Genomic DNA, 24,095 nt, shown 5'->3' with positions numbered 1-24,095 from the left:
TCTACGCTCAATTTCCGAACGCTCAACGGGCCGTTTCAACTTTTGTAAAAAATGTTCAAATATGAACACCAACCCATTCAACCCGCAGCCACACGCAAAACAGTTCTTTCCTTCCGGAGGTCTCCCTCCTACCATGCCCGGCTTTAATGCAATTCAACACACTCAGGATGACCCATGACCTCGGAACAACTGAAACAACTTGAAAACGACCTCTGGGCGGCGGCCGACAATCTGCGCGCCAACTCCGACCTGAAATCCTCCGAATATGCCACGCCCGTGCTCGGGCTGATCTTCCTCAAATTTGCCGACAACAAATATGCGCTGGCCGAAAAGGCAATCCACGAGGAATATGCCAGACTCAAAGGCACGCGGCGCGAAAAGCCCGTTTCGGAAATCGCCCTGGCCCAATGCGGCTTCTACCTGCCCGACCACGCGCGCTACGACTATCTACTCAACCTGCCCGAGTCCGAAGACACCGCCAAACGCATCAAAGAGGCCATGCTCGACATCGAAAAATACAAACCCGAGCTCGACGGTGTGCTGCCGAAAGATGAATACATCCCGCTCACCCGCACCGACCAAACCCTGCCCGCCCGGCTGCTGAAAACCTTTTCCAACATTCCGCGCGATGCCTCCGGCGATATGCTCGGCAAAATCTATGAATATTTCCTCAGCAACTTTGCGCTGGCGGAAGGCCAGGGCGGCGGCGAATTCTTCACCCCCACCTCCGTCGTGCGGCTGATGGTGGAAATGATCGAGCCCTACAAAGGCAAGGTCTACGATCCCGCCTGCGGATCCGGCGGCATGTTTGTCCAGTCGCAGCACTTTATCGACGACCACCGCAGGGAACTCGCCGCCCTCGGCGAAACCGACGACGGCGACTCCATCTCGGTCTACGGCCAGGAAAAAACGCTCGACACCGTCAAACTCGCCAAAATGAACCTGGCGGTGAACGGATTGCGCGGCGAAGTGCGGCAGGCCAACTCCTATTCCGAAGATCCATATAATGGCTTCGGCGAATTTGATTTTGTGATGGCCAACCCGCCCTTCAACGTCGACGACGTGCCGATCGCCACCGTCGAAAACGATCCGCGTTTCAACACCTACGGCATTCCGCGCAAAAAGACCAAAGCCAAAAAGAGCGAACAGGGCAAGGAAACCGTACCCAACGCCAACTATCTCTGGATCAATCTCTTTGCCACCTCGCTCAAAGAAAACGGCCGCGCCGCGCTCGTCATGGCCAACTCCGCCTCCGACGCCCGCCACTCCGAGGCCGACATTCGCCGCACGCTGATTGAAAACAACCTGATTTACGGCATGCTCACCCTGCCCTCCAATATGTTCTACACCGTCACCCTTCCGGCGACGCTCTGGTTTTTCGACAAAGGCAAAACCGACGACAACATCCTGTTCATCGACGCGCGCAACATTTTCACGCCCATCGACCGCGCCCACCGCGAATTTTCCGCCGAACAGGTGCAGAACATTGCGCTCATCTCCAAACTGCACCGCGGCAACCGCCGCGCCTTTGTCCGCCAGATCGACCGCTATTTTGTCCAGGGATTGGAAGCCCTCGCCGAAAACGAAAAGCAGGTCAAACCCATTGCCGAACAGCTCCTTGATGTGCTCGACGACGACCCCGGAAAACGCGCTGTCGGCGAGCTGGTAAAGCAGTGGAAGGCACTCGGCCAACTGCAAAAACAACACGCGGACTATGCCGCCGAAACCAAAGGAAAATTCCGCGCAAAGAAAAACGCCGACGCCATCAACACCGCCCAGCACAAACTGCGAAAAGCCTTCGACCCCTTCTTTGAATCGCTCCACGCCGGGCTCAAACAGCTCGACCAAACCGTCCGCGCCGTAGGGATGGCATCCATGCCACCCCAACGAAAGCGCCCGGACAGGGCGCTGAAGAAACTCAAAGAAGCCCTTGAAGCCCTGCATACCGAAGTGAAGAACGCCGAGCTCTTCTTCAAACACATCCACTGGCTGCAGGAACGCTTTCCCAAGGCGGAATACGAAGACGTCACCGGCCTCTGCAAACTCGCCACGCCCGAAGAAGTCGCCGAGCAGGACTATTCCCTCAACCCCGGCCGCTATGTCGGCGTCGTCATCGAAGAAGACGGCAAAACCGAAGAAGAGTTTATCGCGGAGTTGTTGGAAATGAATGAAGAGCTTTCGGCGCTGAATTCTGAATCCGTCAAACTGACTACCATCATCAACAAGAACATAGAAAGCATCGTAGGTTCCTGATGAGCCAATTCCCTCGAACTTGGAAATTGAAAGAAGCAAACAAGGTGTGCACGCACATTGTTGACTGCATCAATAAAACTGCGCCCGTTGTAGATTTTGAAACTCCATACAAAATGATTCGCACAACCAATGTAAAAAATGGACGAATCAATTTAGATGATGCGCGTTGTGTTAATGAGGCCACATTCATCAAATGGAACCGTAGGTTAACACCGCAAAAAAAAGACATTGTTCTGACAAGAGAAGCTCCACTTGGAGACGTGGGTCTCATTCGGACAAGCGAAAGAGTTTTCCTTGGGCAAAGAACAATGCTTTATCGAGCTGATCCAAGCATCCTGGACCAGCATTTCCTTTACTACACTCTCCAAGGCCCAACTTTGCAGGCTCAGCTCAAAACTTTGGGCTCTGGATCAACCGTTGAACACGTTCGCGTTCCCGATGCAGAGAAGCTCATCATTCCGTTCCCTCCCTTACCCAATCAGAAAAAAATCGCAGCGATCCTCTCGGCGTATGACGAATTGATAGAGAATAATCGTCGGCGGATTGGGTTGTTGGAAAAGATGGCGGAAGAGCTCTACCGCGAATGGTTTGTCCGCTTCCGCTTCCCCAACCACCAAACCACCCCCTTCAAAAAAGGCATCCCTCAGGAGTGGGAGCTGGTGAAAATTGAAAAAGCCTTCAAGTTTCTGGGTGGCGGAACACCCTCCAAAAATAAAGATGCTTATTGGAAGGATGGAAAAATCAATTGGTACACTCCATCCGACATCACAGGCTCAAGCGGCATCTTTCTTTCCGAATCAAAAGACAAGCCCAATGAAGAAGGCCTAGGAAATTCTTCAGCCAAAATATTCCCCGCAAATTCCATCATGATGACCAGCAGGGCAACGATTGGGGAATTGGGAATCAACAGAACAGAAGCCTGCACAAACCAAGGTTTCATCACCTGCATTCCAAATGAACAATATCCATTGCCCTATTTGTTTTTCTGGCTCAAGCAAAGCCGGGATTATTTTATTTCCCTTTGCGGTGGTGCCACCTTCCCGGAAATCAGCAAAGGTACATTCAAGCGCATCGAAATCCTCACGCCACCCCAGGATATCATTCATCAATTCAAAAAGCTCTCGATGCCGATTTTTGATGAAATTGAAAATCTTCTGCTTCAAAACGCCACCCTCACGCGCACAAAGAACGCATTATTACCTCGATTGATTTCGGGGGCGCTGTCGGTGGAGGAGCTGGAAATCGCCTTCCCGCCGGGCATGGAATAGGTAGGGACGGCTCGCCGAAGCGCAGCGCAGATAATTTCCGAAGGAAATAACGAAGTGGTTCACCCGTCCGCCCGCCGCAAAGCTCCAACACCCGTGCGGCGTTCTCGGCGAGAGCGCCCTACCCTTCGTGCAACAGCCGATCCAGCATCCCGCCGGGTGTCACATGCGGAATCCAGCGCTGGTCCGCATGTTTCAGCACAAAGCGGTTGCGTGCTTCCGCCGCGGCCAGATTGCCCGCCGTATCGCGCATTTCCAGAATCAGCATCCGATTTTCTTCCAGGGCTTCCAGCAGGGGCGCACCGAGCCTGCTCCCCAACCCCCACGCCGGACACCAGATGATCGGGTGCTTGTGCTCCAGCAGCTTTTCAAGGATTTCCTTTTCCATCGGCGAATGGAAGCCGCTGAAATAGGCCGCCGCCTTCGGAATGCGATCCGGCCGCGGCGCATTGCGGCTGCAAAGCACGCCGAGCTTCTCGGCATTCCACAGCACCGGGTTGCCCATGCCCCGCAGGCCATTGCCGAAATCCTGCACGCAGCGCCAGGGATTCATCCGGATATATTCCGCAATTTTCGCCTCCGCCTTTTCCGAGCGCACAATCATTTCATAATAATTGCGGTGCCAGATGCGCATTTTTCGGGAAAGGGCGGAATTGGGGGCGGGATAGATCCCGCCCGTACGGGCAAGGCCTGCCTTGCCCCTAAGGCCTGCCTTGCCCTCAAGGCCTGCCTTGCCCTCAAGGCCTGCCTTGCCCCTGCGCCATTCCCGGGAAACGGCGGCCTTGAAGCCGCCAATGATATTCCCCAAATCGAGGGAGCCCCCTTTGCGGATGCGAATGAGCGCATGAAAATGATCGGGCATAATCACCCATTCACCCCATTGCATCTGCGGATTTTTCTCGGCGGTAATGGCCATGCGCTCCTCAATGAGCCCTTTCATGTGCATAAAGGGTTTGCCCTGCATGGCCGCGATGGCCTCCCGATGCGCACAGATCGTGATGAAATAAAGGCCGCCGCCCGCATAATTATGCCCCTTCAGCCGAATCGATCTTCTGTGATGCTTTTCCGAATCGTATGCGCCCTTTTTCATAAAAAAGGGGTAGCATGAAAAAGATGCCTTTCCAAGGGTTGGAATTTCTTTTTGCGCCGCCCGGCCCTTTCCTGTTTAATGGATTTCAACATGCCACCTAATATCATTAGCGAAGACGAGATCGAGCAGGCGCTGCTGCAGCGTCTGCAGCATGTGCATGGCTTTGATACCCTGAATTGTTTCACCGCCTCGCCTGACGATTTAAAGGATGATTCGGGGCGCACGGATAAACGCGATGTGGTGCTGGCCGACCGCCTGCGCGAAGCGTGCATTGCCCTGAATCCGGCTATTCCGGCGGAGGTCATCGAAACACAGGTTATCCCGAAAATCATGGATCGGCGCGCCGCGATGAGTCCGATCGCGGCCAACCGCGAATTGGACGGCCTGATCCGTGACGGCGTTGCGGTGGAATTCGACGATGCCGATGGCGTGAAGCAGCATGAACGGGTTCGGCTGATTGATTTTGATGATCCAGCGAAAAACCATTATCTGGCGGTTTCCCAGCTCTGGATCAAAACGACGGTGCAGGCACCGTATGCGGCGTATCGCCGTCCGGATGTGATCCTGTATGTGAACGGTCTGCCGCTGGTGTTTATTGAGTTGAAGAATTCCAACATCAAACTGCGCTCGGCATTCGACGACAATCTGAAGAACTATAAACACGATATTCCGCAGCTGTTCCACTGCAATGCGTTTTGCCTGCTTTCCAACGCGGTTGAAACGAAGGTGGGCAGTTTTACGGCGGGCTGGGAGCATTTTTTCAGCTGGCTGCGGGTGGCGGATGAAAAGGAAGCGGTCGACCGCGCAACGATCCGCGAGAAAGGCACGAGCATTGAACGTGCGGCGGCGGGGCTGTGCGCCCCTGCCCATTTGCTGGACTATGTGGAAAACTTTATTCTGTTCCACAAGGGCGAGACGAAGATCATTGCACAGAACCATCAGTTTATCGGCGTGAACCAGGCGTTTGGACGTTTCCTGAACCGGGACGAGCTGGAGGGCAAACTGGGTGTGTTCTGGCATACGCAGGGATCGGGCAAAAGCTTTTCGATGATTTTCTACGTGCGCAAGATTTTCCGCAAAGTGACGGGTAATTTCAGCTTTGTGGTGGTAACCGACCGCACGGATCTGGACGGGCAGATTTACCGCAATTTCCTGCATACGGGCACGGTGGCGGAAAATGATGCGGCACAGCCGTCGAACGCGGTGGAGATGCGGAAGTTTCTCGGCCAGAATAAAAAGGTGGTTTTCACGCTGATCCAGAAGTTCCGCTATGACAAAGGGAAGAAATATCCTCCGCTGTTCGATCCCGACAAGGAACAGCGCGAAGTGGTCGTGATGGTGGACGAGGCGCACCGCACACAATACAGGAGCCTGGCGGAAAATATGCGCGCGGGGCTGAAGGGCGCGCATTTTATCGCCTTCACGGGTACGCCGCTGCTGGGTCGGCAGCGCAAAACGAATGCGTGGTTCGGCGACTATGTTTCGGAATACAACTTCCAGCAGGCGGCGGATGACGGCGCAACGGTTCCGCTCTTTTACGAAAAGCGCGTGCCGGAAATGCTGATCCGGAATGAGGATTTGAGCGAGGAATTTTATGAACTGCTCGAAGATGAAAACCTCGATGAAGCCCAGCAGGAAAAGCTCGAAAAACGATTTGCCCAGGAAATGCAGGTGATTGTGCGCGACGACCGGCTCGACACGATTGCGAAGGATATCGTCTACCACTTCCCGCGGCGCGGCTATCTGGGCAAGGGCATGGTGGTGACGGTGGATAAGTTTACCGCCGTAAAAATGTACAACAAGGTGCAGCACCACTGGAAAGAAGAAATCAAACGCCTGCGCGGCCTGATCCAAACCACGCACAACGATATTGAAAAGGCGCGGTTCAAAAAGATTGTCGCGTTTATGAAACAGGTGGAGATGGCGGTGGTCATCAGCGATCCTTCGGCCGACAAGGAAAAGTTCGAAAAGGCCGGTCTCGATCTTGCGCCGCACATCAGGCGGCTGGAACAGCTGGATGCCAATGGACATGACATTGAATTCAATTTCAAGGATCCGGAGCACCCGCTGCAGCTGGTCTTTGTCTGCAGTATGTGGCTGACCGGATTTGACGCACCGACGGTATCAACGCTCTATCTCGACAAACCGATGAAAGACCATACGCTGATGCAGACGATCGCCCGCGCCAACCGCGTTGCGGCATACCGCATCCGGGGACACAACGGCGAGCTGATTGAAAAGAACAACGGCGAACTGGTCGATTACTACAACGTGTTCCGCAACATGAAAAAGGCGCTGAAGGATTATGCGGAGGGCGAAGCCGACACGAAGCCGCCCGTACGGGAAAAGAAGGAGCTGTTCCGGTTGCTCGATGAAGCCGTTCAGGAAACCGAGACGTGGTGCTCCGAAAAGGGCGTTCATCTGCGGGCGGTACTGGAGAGCGGCGATACCTTTAAAAATATTGCCTTGTTCGAGCAGTATGCCGACATCCTGCTGGGCAACGATGACCACCGGAAAACATTCAACGTCTACGAAAACACGCTCTCTTCTCTTTACGAGGCCTGCAAGCCGGAGGTATTCAACCGTAACCTGGATCCGCTCATCGGCATTGCGCAGTATCTGCGCGGCGTGGTGGATTCGCACCTCGACGAAGCGAACATTGATGAAGTGATCCGGAAGGTCGGCGAGCTGCTGGATGAAAGTCTGGTGGTGGATGATGCCGAAAAATTTTCCGCAAAGGAGCATCAGGCGCACTATCAGATTGTCCGGAAAGGCAAGGCGCTCGATCTGAGCAGCATCAATTTTGAAAAGCTGCGCGAGGAGTTCAAAGAGGCGGAATATAAGAATATTGAAATCGCGGAAGTAAAGGCCTTCATCGAAGACAAGCTCCGGAAAATGATGGAACAGAATCAGACCCGTACCGAGTTTGTACAGAAGCTTCAGGAGATTATCGACCGCTACAATGCGGGAGGCAGCTCCACGGAAAACTATTTCGAGGAGCTGATGAAATTTTCCGAAAGCCTGAAGGAGGAGGATGAGCGCTATATCCGCGAAGGACTGAGCGAAGACGAGCTGGAACTCTACGATCTATTAAGAAAAGAAAAACTGACCCAGGCCGAGGAGCAGGAGGTGAAGCTTGCAGCCAAACGCCTGATCATCCGCCTGCTGCAGGCCCACCCGAAAGTGCTGGTGCAGGATTGGTGGAAAGACGGCCAGACCCAGCGGCGCGTCAAGGAAGCCATTGAAACCGTACTCGACGAAAATTTGCCGGAGAGCTACGACCGCCGCGATTTCAAAGAACGCTGCGACAAAATCTACGAACTCGTCGTCGACTTCGCCGCCCACGGAAAACGCTGGGCGGCCTGATTAAACCAGCGGCAGTACCTTCTCTTTATTTGATATCTTTTGCCCGTTGCTTCAAAAACAATCCGTGCAGCCGCTCTACGACTTCGGGATATGACGCGGCAATATCGGTCTTTTCCTTCGGGTCGTTCTTCAGATTAAACAACTGCCAATCCGTTGGCTGTGTCGGCTCCTCTTTACTGTAGCGTACGATTTTAAAATCCCCATAACGCAACGCCCATTTATTGGTAGCCGGATTCCAGATCCAGTACAGCTCCCGTTTCTCCAGCGAACCGTTGCCGAACCAAATCGATGAAAGGTCTGTACCGTCCAGATTCCGCGGAACATCAGCTCCGACCACTTTTCCAAGGGTTGGAAACCAGTCAATGATGTGCACCTGATCAACCACGGTCTTCGCCTTGATTTTTCCCGGCCAGTTGGCCAGCCCCGGCACATGAATACCGCCTTCGTAGACATCGCATTTTTTCCCGCGCATCGGAACCGGCTGATTATAACGGGTCAGCTTCAGATCATCCGGATACGCATGGCCGCCCCAACTGCCCTGCGGCCCGTTGTCGGACGAGAACAGAATCAGCGTGTTTTCGCGCAGACCGCTTTCATTAAGCGCATTCACCACCCGGCCGATGGCATCATCCACATGATAAACCGCCGCCAGCAGCAATCGTTTTTCCGGATCGGGTTCCGATTGAATTTTTCCGGCCGGATCATTGAACCATTTAATTTCATCTTCATTAAGCCATCGCTTTGGATTCTCCGGATCGAGCTGCGTCGGACGATCCACAAACGGCCCGCGTTCATCCAATGGGGTGTGCGGCGCGTGGAAGGTGAGCATCATGAAAAAAGGCTGTTCATGCTTCTGATGGATAATGCGAACCGCATCGGCGGCAATCAGATCGGTGGCATGCGTTCCGTTTTCAGCCCCTTCAATGAAGGTTTCGTTCCGATGCCATGCTTGATAAAACGCTCCTTTTCGATAGTGGTGATCATACATTCCGATTGCGCCGGGAATGGAACCATAGCTGTAGTCAAATCCGTGCTGATTCGGACCATCGCCCGGTTTTGCACCCATATGCCACTTTCCCATCAAATAGGTTTTATACCCGGCTGACTTCATCATCGTAGCCAGCGTGGGTGTCCCGACCGGGAAACACTGATCGTTCGTCGCTTTCAGCGGCGCGCGACCGAACCGCCCCGGATAGCGTCCGGTAAAACAGGCCACGCGCGTCGGCGTGCACTGCGGCATGACATAATGATTTTCAAATCGCGCACCGGTTTCGGCCAGTCGATCCAGATTCGGGGTATAGACATGTTCAGGGTTGTTGTATCCGATATCCGCCCAGCCCTGATCATCGGTTAATATAACGACTACATTTGGCGGTTTCGCGGCGGAAACAATGCCGGATAACGCGACTGCGGCAACCAGTATACAATGCTTCATGAGTCATTCTCCTATCACTTCTTCATACCCAACCGTATCGAGGTCATAGTCGGTATAGCTCTGATAGTCGCCCCGGTTCCACAGCACCACCCGACGGATTCCGTCGTTCAGAATAACCGGACGGATATTCCGGACCGGTGAATTTTCCGTGACCGGTTCCCATCGGATGGATTGCGTGTTATCCGCCTGTCCCACCCGGGCACGATAAATCTCGTGCTTACCGCCGTTATCCATTCCGTTGTTCGGATCCACATCGGTTGAGATCACTACATACGAAGTATCTTTCGGATCGAGTGTAATCAACCCGGTATAGCTGGTCTGGCTCCTGTAGAGACATTTCCCGCCAAAGGCCACTTCGCGGTCATGCCATTTTATGCCGTCCCACGAAGCAATCCGATAACGCAGATCCCTTGCCGAAAGATGCACCGTATATCCGATATGCGGATAACCTTTTTCATCGAAAACCATCGAACTGGTCCAGGCCGCATTCGTAGACTGATGAACCTTCACATTACTCCCGTGATAAATCAGCTCAGCCTCACTCGGACGTAACGGGCCGGCGGTTTTCAATGATTTAATCAACGTGCCATCTGCGCGATAAAATGACCCGCCACGAAATTCGGCATAATAAAGATTGTTTCCGAAAACGTGGGGATGCCCATCGGTAAAACTGACGTATATCGTATCCTTTCCGTTGCCGGCATAGCGGGCATACGGACGGTTACGCCCCTGAACTTCGCTCTGAATAAAGTGCGTATCTTCACCCCAGGTCCGGCCCTGATCAGTTGAAGTGCAGAAGGTCGGATTGTACTGCACCCCCCGGTAAAAGTTATACAGCTTCCCTTCGGCACTCATATTGTAAAGGTTCATGTAGGTAACTTTATCTTTTTTATCCGTCAGGAAAGCTGCATGCTGAATCCGTTGCTCCGGCCCCCACTGCGTGAAATCGGGCGATGTTGAAATCCGGAAATAATGAAACTTTTCCCAACCATGCCGGGCATACACCGCCAGCAATGATCCGTCCGGGCGGGCATAAAACGCCGGCGCATTATGATCATCGCGATTGAACTGATTTTTAGCAACAAACCGGCCCAGCGGTTTGTTCTGTTTGAGATCGTACGATCCGATTAAAGCCGCACCGGAACCGTTCCCCGACACCCCGCCGATCACCAGATAATCGCCCTGTAAAACAGCACGCGGATCCTGAAACCAGCACCATCCTCCGTTTTCCAAGAAAACGGTAAAGCCATGCCGGTCTGCTGTACGGTCATACTCTGCAACAGGATCCGCCTTTTTTTTTGCCTGAGCACTGGTTACAGCCAATGCAGTCATCATCAGGAAACAGCATATCGTTTGGGTTTGTTTCATGGTTTATCGCTCCATTTTATACACTTCACTGGCTGCCAGCAGGAATGCGCCGGTGCCATACGGAATTGAATAGTCGGGATCAAAACCTCTCGGGCTGTCCCCCACCGGCTGAACCCCGAGAAATTCACCTTCCGGACTGACGTGAGAAAACAGTGCCGGCCAGGCTTTTTCAATCACTGGCATATACTCGGCCTTTGAAATCAACCCTTCATTCACCGCATAGGCAAAGCCATACAGAATAAAACCGCTGCCGCTGGTATCAGGCTGATCCGGCGACATCGGATCCAGTAAACTTCCGTGCCACAAACCGTCGTTGCACTGGATTTCTTTCAACGTACCCAGCATGGCCTTCAGCTGCGCTTCATACTTCGGCCGCATGGGATCGTTCGGTTCCAGATACTGGAGAACGCGGACGAGTCCGCCGACCACCCAGCCATTGCCGCGGCACCAGAATACCGGTTGTCCGTTTGGTGCTTTTTTGGTGAAAAAGGTCTGGTCGCGGAAATAGAGCTGATGCTCCGGGCTGAAATAAAAGTCCGATGCGGTCCACCACCATTGGTGCAGAAATTCAAGATATTTTTCGTCACCGGTCACCTTCGCCAACCGCGCAAAAGCCGGCGGCGACATATAAAGCGCATCACACCACGACCATTTATATCCATTCTTTTTGATGAACCGCATGTCGTCGTCTGCACCGGCATTTTTTTCGATATAAAAGTCCAGCGACTTCACCGTTTCGGCAATTTTCACCGGGTCCGGATCCTGTTCATAGAGCTCAATCCAGGACTGAAGCGTGGCATGATGATTGGCCACCCAGCCCCCTTGAAGGGCTCCCCAACGGGCGCGTTCCCCCATCGTTTCAGCGCGCTGCGTGAACGCTTCATCGCCCGTCACCTGCCCCGCCGCCACCAGACCATTCACATACGGCCCATAAATCCAATAGAGGAAACGCTGATCGCCTTTTTTCGCCAGATTTCTTCCGTCAAATTCATGGGTGTATTGCCAGTCAGCCACCTTTTCCATACAGGTTTTAATGACCGGTTTTCTGAAAGAGTCGGCCTCTTTCACCTCTGCGAAAACAGCATGGCCTGTGACCAACAGGCCCGCCATTAAACATGCACTTTTCTGCATCGATCCATTCCTTTTCTACCCCGTTCACGATTCCCCGCAACCAGATTGCGGGCGGAAAGCAGAAGGAATAACCCGAGTACCGATTTTACGCCTTCAATTTTGTGCCGAACGGACCTCTAAAAAAGTGCTCTGCTCAAAAAACTCAATGTTTTCGGCTTTTAAAGCTCAGATCCGGCAGATCTTTTTTTGAGCGTTTTCTGGAATTCAAGCGGACTGAGCCCGGTCTGCTTCTTGAAAACGGTGCTGAAATAGTTGGAATTATTGTAGCCTACTTCAAAAGCGGTATCGGTTACTGAAGTGGTTTCCAGCACTTTTTTGGCCTGCTCAATCCGTAATGCAGTCATATACTGATTTACCGTTTTTCCGGTGCCCTTTTTAAACTCACGCATCAGATGCGAACGGCTGATGCCCAGCGACTCGGCCAGTTCATCCACACTCAGATCTTCACGGAAGTGCGTTTCCAGATAGGCGACAGCCTGCTCAATGAGCTTATTGCTTTTTTGTTCAGGAATCTCTGCAATCATTTTCGAAAGCTCTACCGCCTCTGCGCGGGCCATTTCACGGATGACATCCGGATCCATACTCGTTTCGATGGCGCTGTTGCGCTCGGTATTCCGCTGAAGCAAAATCTCGGTATCCCCGCCTGCTTCAATTGTGGTGTCGATCAGCATACTGAGGATTTCGCGAATGCGCATTTTATAGACCCCCAGATTCCCTCGCGAATATTGTTCAAGATCATCCAGCAGACGCTCGATTTCCGAATTCCGCTCTCCCCGCCCGGACTGAATCTGAAACTGCAGCTCTTCCTTCAGAAGCGTCATTCGGCCCTTCATATCGCGAATATCCTGAAAAACGGCCCAGCCCCAACACAGCCCGCTGAAAATCGAACCGACATAATAAATCCAGTAACTTTTCGGAAGCACCGTCCCCACCACAAAAAAGACCCCGAACAAAAATGCGCCGACCAAAAAAGCCAACAGATTCCGGTTCCGACGCTCTTTCAGCTCTCTGATCATCAAACCGCCACATGGAAGCACCAGCATAATCACCGCACCGGCTATTTGGATTTTATGCGCCACGCGAACCGTTACCGGAAACGGAAGCCACGTCAGCGTTTCTTTTGAAACCAGCATCCCCTGCATCCCCGCATCGGCAAAAACGATATAAGCCAGAGAAATTACGATGCCGACAGTATAAGGCCAGACATATAACGCCTTCGACCGATTTATCCCCGACTGAACCGCCGCAGCAACCAGCAGCGAAGGAATTCCGACCCCGAACAACAGGCCCATCCGGACAAACAGAATGAGATAAAACGAAGAATACCCGAAAACCCCCTGAAGAATCCGGCCGATCAGAAAAAAGATAAAGGTCAGTAAAAAACAGACATACAATTTGTAATCCGCCGCAATACGTTTCCGGACAATCGTGAAATAAATCAGTATAGCCGAAAAAATCTGTACCGACACCATGGGGGCCAGCAGATTCTCCAGTAACGCCTGCAGAGTTTCAAACATCGCTATTTTTTGATTCGCTCTATACCTGAATCATGGACGCAGCCCGATGGCACAACTGAATCGCCAGCCCCCAGGGATCGCGCAGCATGGCCAGTACGTCTCCCGACGGAGTTTGATCGGGACCCGAAATCCGTGTTGCTCCGGCGGCTTCCAGTCGTTGGATGGTTTCGGGGATTTCATCACAGACAAAGGCCAGATGCAGAATCAACGGATCCATTGAGGCATAATCCGGAGTCCGGACCGACGGATTGCTGTAGATTTCAATCATCACATCGCCGGCGGAATCGGCCAGGAAATACACCGGGAACGGTTTTTCCGCCCCGCGTTTTACCTGAAACCCCAAATGCTCGCAGTACCAATCCGATACCGCCGCCGCATCTTTAACCTGATAAGCAAAATGCTCAATTTTCATTCGACGTTCCTTTTGAGTTTAATTGGCTGGCACAAAATGATCCACCGGACGGATCACAATATAATCATGTTTTCCCGGCTCCTTTGCCACAGAAACCAGCAAGGCCTCAAGTTCCCCGTTGTCATTCACATAGACCTGCGGGCGCTCCACTTTATAAACCGTGCGTGAATCGCCACCTTCCATGGGAATCGGATCATTCTGAGACCAGACCGGAAGGGTTGAATAAAGTTCATAGTGAATGCCGTCCTTCGAGGTATAATAGACCACCGATTTCTGAATACCCGTCACCTTACCCATCCAGTCCGTACAAATCACATTGTACTGATCATTCGCCCACCAGATGGTAGGATCTTCCAGTTCAAGATCATACGGCAGGCGGTTACCGCCATCACCCAGCGTCGTGTATGGCCCATTAACATCCGCCGCCTCGTGTGCGCGCATGAAATTCTGACGTTGTCCGGTCTTCTTATTCACCCTCTTAAACTTCGAAAGCATATAAGCACTGCCGTCGTCACGAATCAGGAGCGCCGGATTATTTGCATTCACGATCGGTTGCGAAACCGGCGTCCAGGGACCCTCCACCGAATCAGAAAACATGAATCCAGTCTGCCACCGGGGAATACCCAGATGATACAGCAAAAAACGGTCTCCGACTTTCGTAATTTTCGGGTTATGCAATCCCTGCTTTGCCCAGGGATGGTCCTTCGCCTCAGCAACCACTTCCTGAAATTCATAGGGCCCAAACAAATTCTTCGACGTCGCCCGAATGATATGGCTTTTCTTCCACGCATCGCGTGGCGCCTTATGATCCTCCTCTTTGGACCAGCGGGAACAGAACAGATGATAGGTATCGCCGACCTTAATCAGCGAGGGATCCCACAACGCCCAACCCTCCATTTCAAAAACAGCCGTTTCCGGAACCGGAAGCAATGCATCACGCAGCGGATTGGAATCCGGACAGGTAATCACCGCATCGGCCGGCAGCTTGCAACCGACGACGTATTTATCGTTATATTCTGCTACTGATACCTTACTGAGAACCGATATGAATATAATCAGGAATACATGTTTCATGGTCGCAACCATAACGATTTGAACACATACAACAATCGCTTAATAAAAGCTTTTAATTCCCGGAAGTCGCCCTGACTGAAAGTACCGTATTATTCTCCGCCGGCCATGCGGTAGACTTCTGCCCCGGCAGCCAGGAAACCGCCGACACCATACACCTCGGTATAATCGGGATAGCTGTCGCCGGGAGCCGCACCGATTCCCTGAACATAACCCGGCATGCCGTCCTCATTCACGCATCCGGCCATGGCATTCCACCCCTTCAGGATCACCGGTTCATACACTGTGCGATCCAGAATCCCTTCGTTTACGCCCCAGGCGAGACCGAATACAAAAAATGACGTCCCGCTGATCTCCTTCACGGGGAATGCGGACTCATCGGCCATCATACTCATCGACCACGTGCCGTCCGTGCGCTGCGTACGTTTCAGCGCCGCGGCCATCTGTTTGAACAGGTCGATGTAAAACGCTCGGCCGTCCCAGGTTTCGGGGAGGTCGGGAATCATATAGGCCAACCCACCGAACACCCAACCGTTGCCGCGCGACCAATATTCATTCGCGCCGTTCGCTTCCCGGTTTGCCTTACGTTTATTGTCCCGATAAAACAGCTGGTCCTGTTGGTTCCACAACATGTCATAACTCAGGTGATACTGCTGATCCATATAGTCGAGATAAGCCGTGTTGCCCGTCAGCTTCGCCAGACGCGCCCACGTTGCCGGCCCCATAAAGAGAGCATCGCACCAATACCACGCCTTTTTAGAGCGGTTCGGGCCCTGCAGGATGGCATCGAACCTGGACTGCAGGTCCGCAATCATAACCGGGTCATGTGACTGCCTGTAAAAGTCGAGATAAACCTGCCCCATAGCATGATCGTCCGCATGTTCAATGCCTTTGGGATGCACCCGTAGTTTCCACTCATTCTTTGCACAAAGCGCCTTCAGCCAGTCCTGGTATTTCGGGGCGCCGACGGTTTCTCCGAAATGGAACAGCCCCATATGCAATGCGGCACAGGTCCAGTCGTTATCATCATGCGGTTCGCGATTATGCCAGCGATAACGTTTGCCTGATGGCAGCGCCCGGTATTTCCCCATATCGGCATAGGTTGAAAGCTGCCAGTCGGCCACCCGCTGTGTAAGGGCTTTTATTTCGACGGATGCGCGCGTAGAGGAGGCTCCGGCCGCAGTTGCATTCAGCACGAAACCCAACACAACAATCGGAGTTATGGATTGTTTTAACTTCATCGTTCCTATTCTTATTTTTATCATTTTTCTGTGTGTTCCGGGGAGTTGCTAAAGGTCATTCTGAAGCAGGAACCGCCTGAATAATCAGGCCGGAGATCCCGACTGACTTCCACTTACTGTTACTGAAGGCCCGCCCGGTAATCACAACTTTTCCACTGCTGTCGGGAAGGATATCCACCCATTCAAATACGTTGGTACTCGTTGACGAGTCCTGGATATATTCATCGGGCGCACCGGTTCCGGTCGCAAGGGTCCAGGTGGAACTCACCCCGGTGGGACTCGGCAGCACAGTGAGGCTGCAGACGTTGGCCGGGTTGAGTCCCGAAATCGTCAGGGTACACCCGAAATCGCCTACGTTTTCAAAGTTCCCGGTTCCGGCATAGAGACGATCGGTCGTCACATCGGAACTGATCCCCTCGACCGCGGCGCGATCCCCTCCGGAGGCATAGTTATAGGTGCCCCCGTAAAGCGCATACTGCAGTGTAATTCCGGCATCATTGCCAACCGTATCCACGACGGCCAGAGATCCCGAACCACTGACGTTATTATACTGTTCTGAGACATCGGAATACGTGTCCCCGGCGGAACCAAAATCGACATATACCTGCGAGGGAGCATCCGCGGCCACCTCAAAAGAAATGACATCGCTCCATACCTGCCCCGCCGTGTTGGACGCAAAACAACGGGCAAAATAGGTATTCCCCCGGACCAACCCGCCAGCCAATCCGCTGAATTCACCGATCGGCTGATCCGAAAGCACCGCACGGGCTCCCCATGCGGACAGAGTCGACCCCTGATCCACCGTGTCCCAAACCAGCGTGATGTCCGCGACTCCCCCAGACAGCGATCCACTTAAAACAGCTGAGCCGGCATAGACATTCGTGACTCCGACCGAGGCAAGTTCCGGCTGATCCGGTGTAATAAATGAAGAGGAACTATTCGCCCAGGAGTCGCCGCTTTCATTCGAGGCCCAGGCCCGGAACCAATATTCCGTCCCCGGCTCCAAACCGGTAATTACCGAGGACAGTAGTCCTGTCGAAACCGAACCCAGCTCGGCGGCATATTCCCATGCTCCAGTGCCGCCATCCACGGTCCCCCAATAGATACGGGCCGAACAGTCCCCATCTCCGGAAAATGCCAAATCGGCCTGCAACGTGGCCCGATCCATATCTATGCCGGAAACACTCCCCGTGCGAATATAGGGAGTGGACACCTGTTCAAATTCAATCGGACTTCCGGCCAAGCCCCCGTCCGGCAGGATGAGGTCATACGGCCGACCCTTCACGGTCAGCGTCAGGGCAGAGTGGGTTTGAGTCGGCTCCGCAACCCTCACAACCCCGGCGTTCCAGTTCACCAGACACGGAGTATCTGTCTCAATCACGAAACCGTCCACTGTGGTCAGCTGACCTGCTTCATAAAATACGGCAAAAACGCCTGCACCGCTTTCTATGGCCTGCAGCGCCGTTGAGTTGGTCAGCACAACCGTTCCATGGTTCGCAATGCGATCATCCATCTCCTCGGCAACTGCCCGAGGATAAATTGTATAAGCATATTCCTCATTAACCGGCGATCGGCCATGGTTCATCCAGACACTGAATACATCTCCCGTCACCGCCCCGACATCAAACGTCGAGTTCACCTGCTTCCAGTCACCGATCACCTCACCGTGATGCACCGTGAAAGGCTGCAGCAGATGATAGCCGATGCCGTCATGATGCACCCACTCGCCGGCCGCCAACAGGTTTGTTCCTGCTCCGAGGCTCCCTGAAGAGCAACGTACAGGACCGTTCAGGTTCGATTGCTGCACCGAGGTTAAAACGGAACCGTCGGTCGCCCCGTCGATTCCGCTTCCCAGACAGGTCACCGAATCCTCGCCAAAAAACCAGGCCTTGCGGGCCGATAGCTCTCTTCGCTTATAGATCATCACCGAAACCCCGTTCGTGCCATCGGTCAGTCCGCCGACAAAATCGGTGGATCCATAATTTTTGTCATATCCGACCGGTTCGAGATTATCCATTCCCTGATCGCAGGTCGTTCCGGGCAAGCGACGCCAATCCCACAATCCGCCTATATCCTGATATTCTTCACCCGATTGATAGACATAGAGCGCACCGTCCGGCAAATGGATCCCGGAGACATTTTCATCGTTAGCCGTTTCGGTGCCAACCACCCGCGTTGAGCACATTTTCACGGAGGAATACCAATCCGGACGACGATGCACCGCAAAATCGGAACGCCAGAAAACCGAGTGCCCCACAATGCCGTTGGTCGGCATCAGGGCCGTTTCATACGCACGGATATAATTTGGATCCAGCGCCTTCATGCGCTCCAGCTGATCAGACAGTTTCGACCACGTGTACACCTGGGACCCCGACTTGATCTCACGACCCAGTGCACTGATATCCATAACTCCGTTCCAGACAATCCAGGCTTCTCCATTCAACAAAAAGTTTCGTAAGATCTCATTCTTCCCCTCCGGCGCCACATAGGACGTACCTCGCAGCATTTCGTTCCACTCCACCATCGCGCCGGAAAATATCAGTCCATAGGTTCCGAACTGCTGCTGCGGACCGTGCTGATGGTATGACCCATCCGGCTGTATACCCTCTTCTGTTGTGACGGCCAGTACGTTCCAGAACTCCTCAATCGCTGTGGCCATCATTTCCGGATCATTATCCAGAAAGGAACGGAGAAAGGTTTTTCGCGCCAGATTCATCTGGTTGGTCCCGGTCATGTCCATCGCAGAATCTTTCAACACCGACCAGCGCGCTTCGGAATACATAGAAGCCGGCAAATCATCTCCCAGCATCATAAAACTGCGAAGCATCGCCAGCGGCACACTGATACGGTTGTTATACCAGTTGAGGCTGTAGTATAGATTATCCAGCCAATGCTGGTGGCCCGCCAAAATTTTCGCTAACAGGTCCGCGTCCTGATAAAACACGGAATTCGGATCGGCATAAGCAACGGACATTTCCAGCAGCCGGTCCAGATGCCGGCCGGGAGGCCATGAGGCGCGGCGGGTACTCGCATAATCAATATCGGCCCACGTCGCATCCGCCTGCATCGTATCAATCAGCCCCTGAACCGCTGAATCCGGCTCCGACATGCTTCCCGTAAAAAAATCAACGATCTGTGAACGGATAATCTCCCGCTCCTCTTCTTCCGTGCGCTCAGACAGACGAAAAAACTGCACCGAATCGTTCGGATCTACCGTCCACGCGTTCGTCTCCACCGAGCTGACCCAGCGGCCGGAATCACTCCAGTTGCCTTCGGCGAGGTTGGTACAGCTTTCCAAAGTATAGGCGAAGCTACGCTGCAGCCCGGAAGCATTCACCACTCCATTCGTCCCGTTCTCTATGGAGAAACCAACAGTTACCCGAGCAGGAAATACTTCAAGAATGATTCCGGACAAGCCGACCGATTTCCATTTTGCATTGGATACCGCCCGTCCCGTGAGAACAATCGTGCCATTGGTATCCGGAGTGATATGTTCCCATTCAAAGAGATTGTCTCTGGTGACGTCATCCTGAATATACTCCGTAGTGTCCCCTGTTCCTGTCGTAACTTTCCAGGTGGAGGAAATACCTGTTGGACTGGGCAATACACCGACATAGCATGTACCAGCAGGATCCAGCCCGGAAAAAGTTAATGTATACCCGAATTCACCGACATTCACGAAATTCCCTGTACCCGCATACATTCGGTCCTTGGTTACATTGGTACTGATCCCGGAAACGGCATCGCGGTCTCCCCCGGAAGCATAGCTGTAACTGCCTCCATAATTCTGATAATGCAGTGTTATTCCTGATGACGCCCCCGAAATATTGACCAAGCCGTCAGAATCGGGCCAACTGAAATTGTTATACGCTTCTGCGGCATCCGAATACGTATCCCCGCTGGGGCCGAAATCCACATAAACAACTTCGCCCTGTACCAGGGTCGTCAATACAGCGATAAAACCAGACCATAACCAAATTTTGTTCATCTCTATACCCCTCAAGATCCTCAACCAGACAGAACCACCATCTGAACATGAAATAACGGGGCTTTAAACGCCCCGGAAAACTGACTTGTATAAATCGTCACATCAGAAATGTGCGGCGGACAAATAGTATGCCTCCGCCAAACATCACAATCAGACCGAGTGTCGCCGGCTCCGGAACAGTTCCAACAATCCCGACATTATCCAATCGCGTATAAACACCTCCGTCAAATGAAGAGGTAGCCAGCTTAAATGTAGCCGCTTGGCCGGAACTCAGGCCAACATCCGTCAAAGCGGCAAGAGAAATATCGTAATCACGCCACGTGTTTAAACCCTGGCCTGAAAGATCAATCGTTGCCACGACGGTATCAGATGTCACACCAACCAAATCCCCCCCGGTGTATGTCAGAGTCGCTAAACCCGCGGCCCCTTTATACAAAGCCATTACAAAATCACTCAGCATTACATCTGAGGCCCCGCTATACGCTGCATCTACAGAAATCGTCAAAGTAACACCGACATCCTTGTCATTTGCGACACGATTTTCAGATACCGGCTCAGGCACTAACGAATAAAAACCCCACATTGTACTGGATGTACCTGAATCGGTGAGATACTTGGATGTATTCGCAATTCCTGTCATGCTGACAACCCCTGCCGCTGATGCATCCTGCTTAAAATAGGATGCATCAACTGTATCGCTTGATGAATTAACCGTTGACTCATTACCGTCAAAACCACCCAGCAATACAACATCCCCCAAGACCCCGTTAACCGCTGCGGCTAAAACAAGGCCAACCCAGGAACCCTTACTCACATTTCTTATTTGCATCCTTACACTCCTTATCTTTTACGTTCGACCCTAAGGCTTCCGCCTATGATCCAAACAAAGATAACCGGAAAGAGTAAAAAGAAGATAACCACTGCGATCAAAGAAATGACCACCACGCTCATCCTACTGAACAGAAGAGGGTTACAAAGATATCAACATCAACTAATCGTAAAATTTACGATTTTTCAGATACCCGGAAGGGGTCTGTCCGAACTGTTTTTTAAAGCTACGGCTGAAATGGGTCGGCTCCTCGAAACCGACCTGAAAAGCGATTTCCGCAATGGTTCCGGCATTCTGTTCCAGCAGCTGGCGGGCACGTTTAAGCCGAAGTGTACGGATAAACTCCTGAGGGGACTGGTCCACCAGCGCCCGAAGCTTTAACAGCAGAGTATTGCGGGCCATATGCATTTCTGCCGCAAAACGCTCCACCGTGAAGCCCGCATCATCCATGTGCTCTTCCACGACCCCGATCGCGCTCTGCAACAGCTTCTCATCCACAGACGTTACCGTAATCGCACTCGGCTCAACCGTCAGCTCCCGAGCAAAACGCTCCCGCATCACCCGGCGCGATTCCAACAGATTCTGAATGCGCGCCTTGAGCAGCGGCATCGAAAACGGTTTGGTCACATAATCATCCGCACCGGTTCCCAGCCCTTCGAGCTGATGCTCTTCCGAGCCCCGCGCCGTCAGCATGACAATCGGTATATGACTTGTCAGCTCATCGCCCTTCAGTCGGCGGCACATCTCCACCCCATTCATTTTAGGCATCATCACATCGCTGATGACCAGATCCGGAATCGTTTCGCGCGCTTTTTGCAGACCGTCTTCGCCATCACCGGCTTCAATCACCTGGTAATGATCCGCAAGCTCCATGCGCACAAACGACCGGACATCCTCGTTATCATCCGCAATCAGCACGGTTTCTGTCGATTGTGGCCGGGCGGCTTGAGCCACAGGCAAAGGGGCCGGCAGATCAACCGGCTGAAGCTCAGCAACTTCGTCTTCAGCCTCCTCGCGCCACGCCTCTGGGTCCGGGGCCGGAAGCGCCACGCTAAATCGTGTGCCGCGCCCATGGGCCAAGGGACTCTCCACCGAAATGTCACCGCCCCAGAAATCGACCAGTTCCTTAACCAGCGCCAGCCCGATTCCCGACCCGCCTGCCTGAATCGGCTGAAGACCTTCGGCGCGATAAAACTGCTCGAACACGTGCGGAAAATCCTCTGCCGCGATACCCACACCGGAATCCTCGACCTCCAGACGAATCGTCGAAACGGCTCCGAATTCAACAGCAAGCTTCACCGTCACGTCACCACCTTCCGGGGTATATTTCAGCGCGTTGGAGATCAGGTTGTCTAAAATTTTCTGAAATTTCCCGGGATCTATGACAAAGCTCAACGGATGCTCGGCACCAATCAGGTGATACCTAATCTTCTTATCGAGGGCTAGCGATCGGTAGCAGTCAAATACGTTATGCACAAACAGGGCTAGGTCCACACCCTTCCAATCCAGTGAGTCCCGCTTCTCCTGCAGCTTGCGAAAATCAAGCAGTTGATCGACCAGTTGCTGGAGCTTTTTCACATTGCGGTGCATCAGCGAGGCATACTCGCTCATGGCCGGCTCCGTAATCATTTCCCGCATTTTTTCCAACGGCCCGAGAATGACGGTTAAAGGCGTACGCAGTTCATGGGAGATATGGGTAAAAAAGCGGATCTTCATCTGCTCGATTTCCGCCCTGCGGTTCATCTCCATCAAACTGCGTTTACGCTGGATCAACGCGGCAACAGCCACCCACAGCGCACTCACAACCAATATAAAACCACCCGCAATCGCACTCCACCACCAGAAGTTTTGCCAGCGTTCGGCCAGCAGCTCTTCTGACCCGGCCAACCCGTTCAGGGTCTTCGCCAGCTGATCGCGCCGGGCAATCTGTATCAACCACTCAAGCATCCCCATCACCGGCCGACCGTTCGCTTTTCCATCCGTCAGCAGGTGCGTTTTCAGCTCACTGCCTTCCGGAAACTCGTTCAGTCGTATGGCTTCAACCGGATAGTGAATGTCCGATTGATGCACCTGGATCTCGCCCAGTGCCAAAACCGGTCTTCCGTCATACACAGGCAGCTGACTGAACATCAACCGAAACCAGCGCCCATGGCTGTTAACGGGTATGCGGATCATGTTGTTCCCCGGATTGCCGCCGTCCCATCCTGCCGAAACCGGATAACGCCGCTTTCGTTCCCCACTAGGGGATGCGATCTGCCGGATGACCTGAATTTTTCCGGGAAAGCCAAAGCCCGGAATCAGCACCCCCTCTTCTGGAATCGCGGGAAACAGAGTGATGTCCCCCACCCAAACGCTTTTACCCAAATCGATTTCAATCGTGCTGCGTTCCTCGGGCTGCGCATCAAAAACAACAGAAAATCCGCCGCCTGCCGCACAATCTTCGACAGGAAGGCCGACCGGCAGCCCCAGGCTGGTCTTTCGATCAATCAGATACTCTTTTCCCCAGTACGGCGGCGATCCCAGCTCTGAACTGACCTCAACAGAGCGTGCACTCCAGGCCCAGTTCTTAACGATGCCAAAAATTTCATCGAGTGCAAAAAGCTCTTTTTCCCCCTCGGGACTGCCCCGGTAAACCTCCAGCACCAGCCTGGATGTTCCCGGAGCCTCCACTTCCAGAATCAGAGGTACACGCCCTGGATCTGGGCAATCCTCAGCCATCCATTCCTTAATCAACGTCCTTCTGCCGTCAGGAAAAACCTGCAGCACCCGGAACCGTTTTGGAAAACCATAACTTCCCAGCGGAGACGCACTGCGGTCAATGGCCGGAACCAGAATGATCTGTTCAAATTTAGCATACGTGGAAAACTGCAGATCCACCGTCCAGCGCGGCTCGTCAGGCAGCGTGTCCAGTGCCGGCAGATAACCGCCATGATACCCATACGCATCCAGCTGCAGCGGCTCCTGAAGTTTCGGCAGCCCGGCCAGCTGTTCTTTTAACCGATCCGCCTCCTGCCGCATTTTTTCCCGGGCACGAGGGAGCTGAAAAACGGAAACATCCTGCGCAGGCTCACCGACACACCCTGCAGCGGCAAAGCACATGGCAGCCATCAGAACGTCTGAAGTTTTAAA

14 protein-coding genes are annotated in these 24,095 nt (G+C 53.1%); 3 read left to right on the top strand and 11 right to left on the bottom strand.

Going from position 1 to position 24,095, the window contains the following annotated elements; genetic code table 11:
• Nucleotides 1-174 precede the first annotated feature (174 nt).
• Both P9H32_RS11130 and P9H32_RS11125 read left to right on the top strand, forming a co-directional pair.
• On the top strand, nt 175-2,253 hold the full coding sequence (locus tag P9H32_RS11130) for a type I restriction-modification system subunit M (RefSeq protein ID WP_322608969.1): 2,079 nt from the start codon (nt 175-177) through the stop codon (nt 2,251-2,253).
• Between the two features lie 26 nt (nt 2,254-2,279).
• Nucleotides 2,280-3,521 (top strand): restriction endonuclease subunit S, encoded by a 1,242-nt coding sequence (locus P9H32_RS11125; protein ID WP_322608968.1) that lies wholly within the window; start codon nt 2,280-2,282, stop codon nt 3,519-3,521.
• A gap of 118 nt (nt 3,522-3,639) precedes the next feature.
• Here P9H32_RS11125 and P9H32_RS11120 read toward each other — a convergent pair whose 3' ends face one another.
• A complete protein-coding gene (locus P9H32_RS11120) occupies nt 3,640-4,608 on the bottom strand; it encodes a transposase (protein ID WP_322608967.1) in 969 nt (322 codons plus the stop codon).
• A gap of 90 nt (nt 4,609-4,698) precedes the next feature.
• Here P9H32_RS11120 and P9H32_RS11115 point away from each other — a divergent pair, with 90 nt between their 5' ends.
• Nucleotides 4,699-7,974 (top strand): type I restriction endonuclease subunit R, encoded by a 3,276-nt coding sequence (locus tag P9H32_RS11115; protein WP_322608966.1) that lies wholly within the window; start codon nt 4,699-4,701, stop codon nt 7,972-7,974.
• Nucleotides 7,975-7,999: 25 nt separating this feature from the next.
• Here the strand turns inward: P9H32_RS11115 and P9H32_RS11110 are convergent, their stop codons facing one another.
• From P9H32_RS11110 to P9H32_RS11065, 10 genes are all read right to left on the bottom strand, one after another.
• On the bottom strand, nt 8,000-9,409 hold the full coding sequence (locus P9H32_RS11110; RefSeq protein WP_322608965.1) for a sulfatase family protein: 1,410 nt from the start codon (nt 9,407-9,409) through the stop codon (nt 8,000-8,002).
• Between the two features lie 3 nt (nt 9,410-9,412).
• The gene (locus P9H32_RS11105) at nt 9,413-10,777 is read right to left on the bottom strand and encodes a BNR-4 repeat-containing protein (protein ID WP_322608964.1); all 1,365 of its coding nucleotides are present in this window, start codon (nt 10,775-10,777) and stop codon (nt 9,413-9,415) included.
• A 3-nt stretch (nt 10,778-10,780) separates the two neighbouring features.
• The gene (locus P9H32_RS11100; RefSeq protein WP_322608963.1) at nt 10,781-11,908 is read right to left on the bottom strand and encodes a glycoside hydrolase family 88/105 protein; all 1,128 of its coding nucleotides are present in this window, start codon (nt 11,906-11,908) and stop codon (nt 10,781-10,783) included.
• A 158-nt stretch (nt 11,909-12,066) separates the two neighbouring features.
• On the bottom strand, nt 12,067-13,425 hold the full coding sequence (locus P9H32_RS11095; RefSeq protein WP_322608962.1) for an AraC family transcriptional regulator: 1,359 nt from the start codon (nt 13,423-13,425) through the stop codon (nt 12,067-12,069).
• 19 nt (nt 13,426-13,444) lie between these two features.
• Nucleotides 13,445-13,837 carry a VOC family protein gene (locus P9H32_RS11090; protein WP_322608961.1) on the bottom strand — a complete coding sequence of 131 codons (393 nt, stop codon included), beginning with the start codon at nt 13,835-13,837 and terminating at the stop codon, nt 13,445-13,447.
• 18 nt (nt 13,838-13,855) lie between these two features.
• The gene (locus tag P9H32_RS11085) at nt 13,856-14,911 is read right to left on the bottom strand and encodes a glycoside hydrolase family protein (protein WP_322608960.1); all 1,056 of its coding nucleotides are present in this window, start codon (nt 14,909-14,911) and stop codon (nt 13,856-13,858) included.
• Between the two features lie 89 nt (nt 14,912-15,000).
• Nucleotides 15,001-16,149, bottom strand: a complete 1,149-nt coding sequence (locus P9H32_RS11080) for a glycoside hydrolase family 88/105 protein (protein ID WP_322608959.1) — start codon at nt 16,147-16,149, stop codon at nt 15,001-15,003.
• A gap of 55 nt (nt 16,150-16,204) precedes the next feature.
• Complete coding sequence (locus tag P9H32_RS11075) at nt 16,205-20,137, bottom strand: polysaccharide lyase family 8 super-sandwich domain-containing protein (RefSeq protein WP_322608958.1); 3,933 nt, start codon at nt 20,135-20,137, stop codon at nt 16,205-16,207.
• A gap of 97 nt (nt 20,138-20,234) precedes the next feature.
• Nucleotides 20,235-20,966, bottom strand: coding sequence for a PEP-CTERM sorting domain-containing protein (locus P9H32_RS11070; protein ID WP_322608957.1), 732 nt, complete (start codon nt 20,964-20,966; stop codon nt 20,235-20,237).
• Between the two features lie 162 nt (nt 20,967-21,128).
• Nucleotides 21,129-24,074, bottom strand: coding sequence for a hybrid sensor histidine kinase/response regulator transcription factor (locus P9H32_RS11065; RefSeq protein WP_322608956.1), 2,946 nt, complete (start codon nt 24,072-24,074; stop codon nt 21,129-21,131).
• Nucleotides 24,075-24,095: the final 21 nt, after the last annotated feature.

It is taken from the genome of Pontiella agarivorans, assembly GCF_034531395.1.
Lineage (GTDB): Bacteria > Verrucomicrobiota > Kiritimatiellia > Kiritimatiellales > Pontiellaceae > Pontiella > Pontiella agarivorans.
This window is presented reverse-complemented; position numbering and strand designations above follow the sequence as displayed.

Excerpts from the sequence above, each read along its gene's own strand:
- P9H32_RS11130 (WP_322608969.1), top strand. The coding sequence starts at position 175 with ATGACCTCGGAACAACTGAAACAACTTGAAAACGACCTCTGGGCGGCG.
- P9H32_RS11120 (WP_322608967.1), bottom strand. The coding sequence starts at position 4,608 with ATGAAAAAGGGCGCATACGATTCGGAAAAGCATCACAGAAGATCGATT.
- P9H32_RS11115 (WP_322608966.1), top strand. The coding sequence starts at position 4,699 with ATGCCACCTAATATCATTAGCGAAGACGAGATCGAGCAGGCGCTGCTG.
- P9H32_RS11110 (WP_322608965.1), bottom strand. The coding sequence starts at position 9,409 with ATGAAGCATTGTATACTGGTTGCCGCAGTCGCGTTATCCGGCATTGTT.
- P9H32_RS11105 (WP_322608964.1), bottom strand. The coding sequence starts at position 10,777 with ATGAAACAAACCCAAACGATATGCTGTTTCCTGATGATGACTGCATTG.
- P9H32_RS11100 (WP_322608963.1), bottom strand. The coding sequence starts at position 11,908 with ATGCAGAAAAGTGCATGTTTAATGGCGGGCCTGTTGGTCACAGGCCAT.
- P9H32_RS11095 (WP_322608962.1), bottom strand. The coding sequence starts at position 13,425 with ATGTTTGAAACTCTGCAGGCGTTACTGGAGAATCTGCTGGCCCCCATG.
- P9H32_RS11090 (WP_322608961.1), bottom strand. The coding sequence starts at position 13,837 with ATGAAAATTGAGCATTTTGCTTATCAGGTTAAAGATGCGGCGGCGGTA.
- P9H32_RS11085 (WP_322608960.1), bottom strand. The coding sequence starts at position 14,911 with ATGAAACATGTATTCCTGATTATATTCATATCGGTTCTCAGTAAGGTA.
- P9H32_RS11080 (WP_322608959.1), bottom strand. The coding sequence starts at position 16,149 with ATGAAGTTAAAACAATCCATAACTCCGATTGTTGTGTTGGGTTTCGTG.
- P9H32_RS11075 (WP_322608958.1), bottom strand. The coding sequence starts at position 20,137 with ATGAACAAAATTTGGTTATGGTCTGGTTTTATCGCTGTATTGACGACC.
- P9H32_RS11070 (WP_322608957.1), bottom strand. The coding sequence starts at position 20,966 with ATGCAAATAAGAAATGTGAGTAAGGGTTCCTGGGTTGGCCTTGTTTTA.
- P9H32_RS11065 (WP_322608956.1), bottom strand. The coding sequence starts at position 24,074 with ATGGCTGCCATGTGCTTTGCCGCTGCAGGGTGTGTCGGTGAGCCTGCG.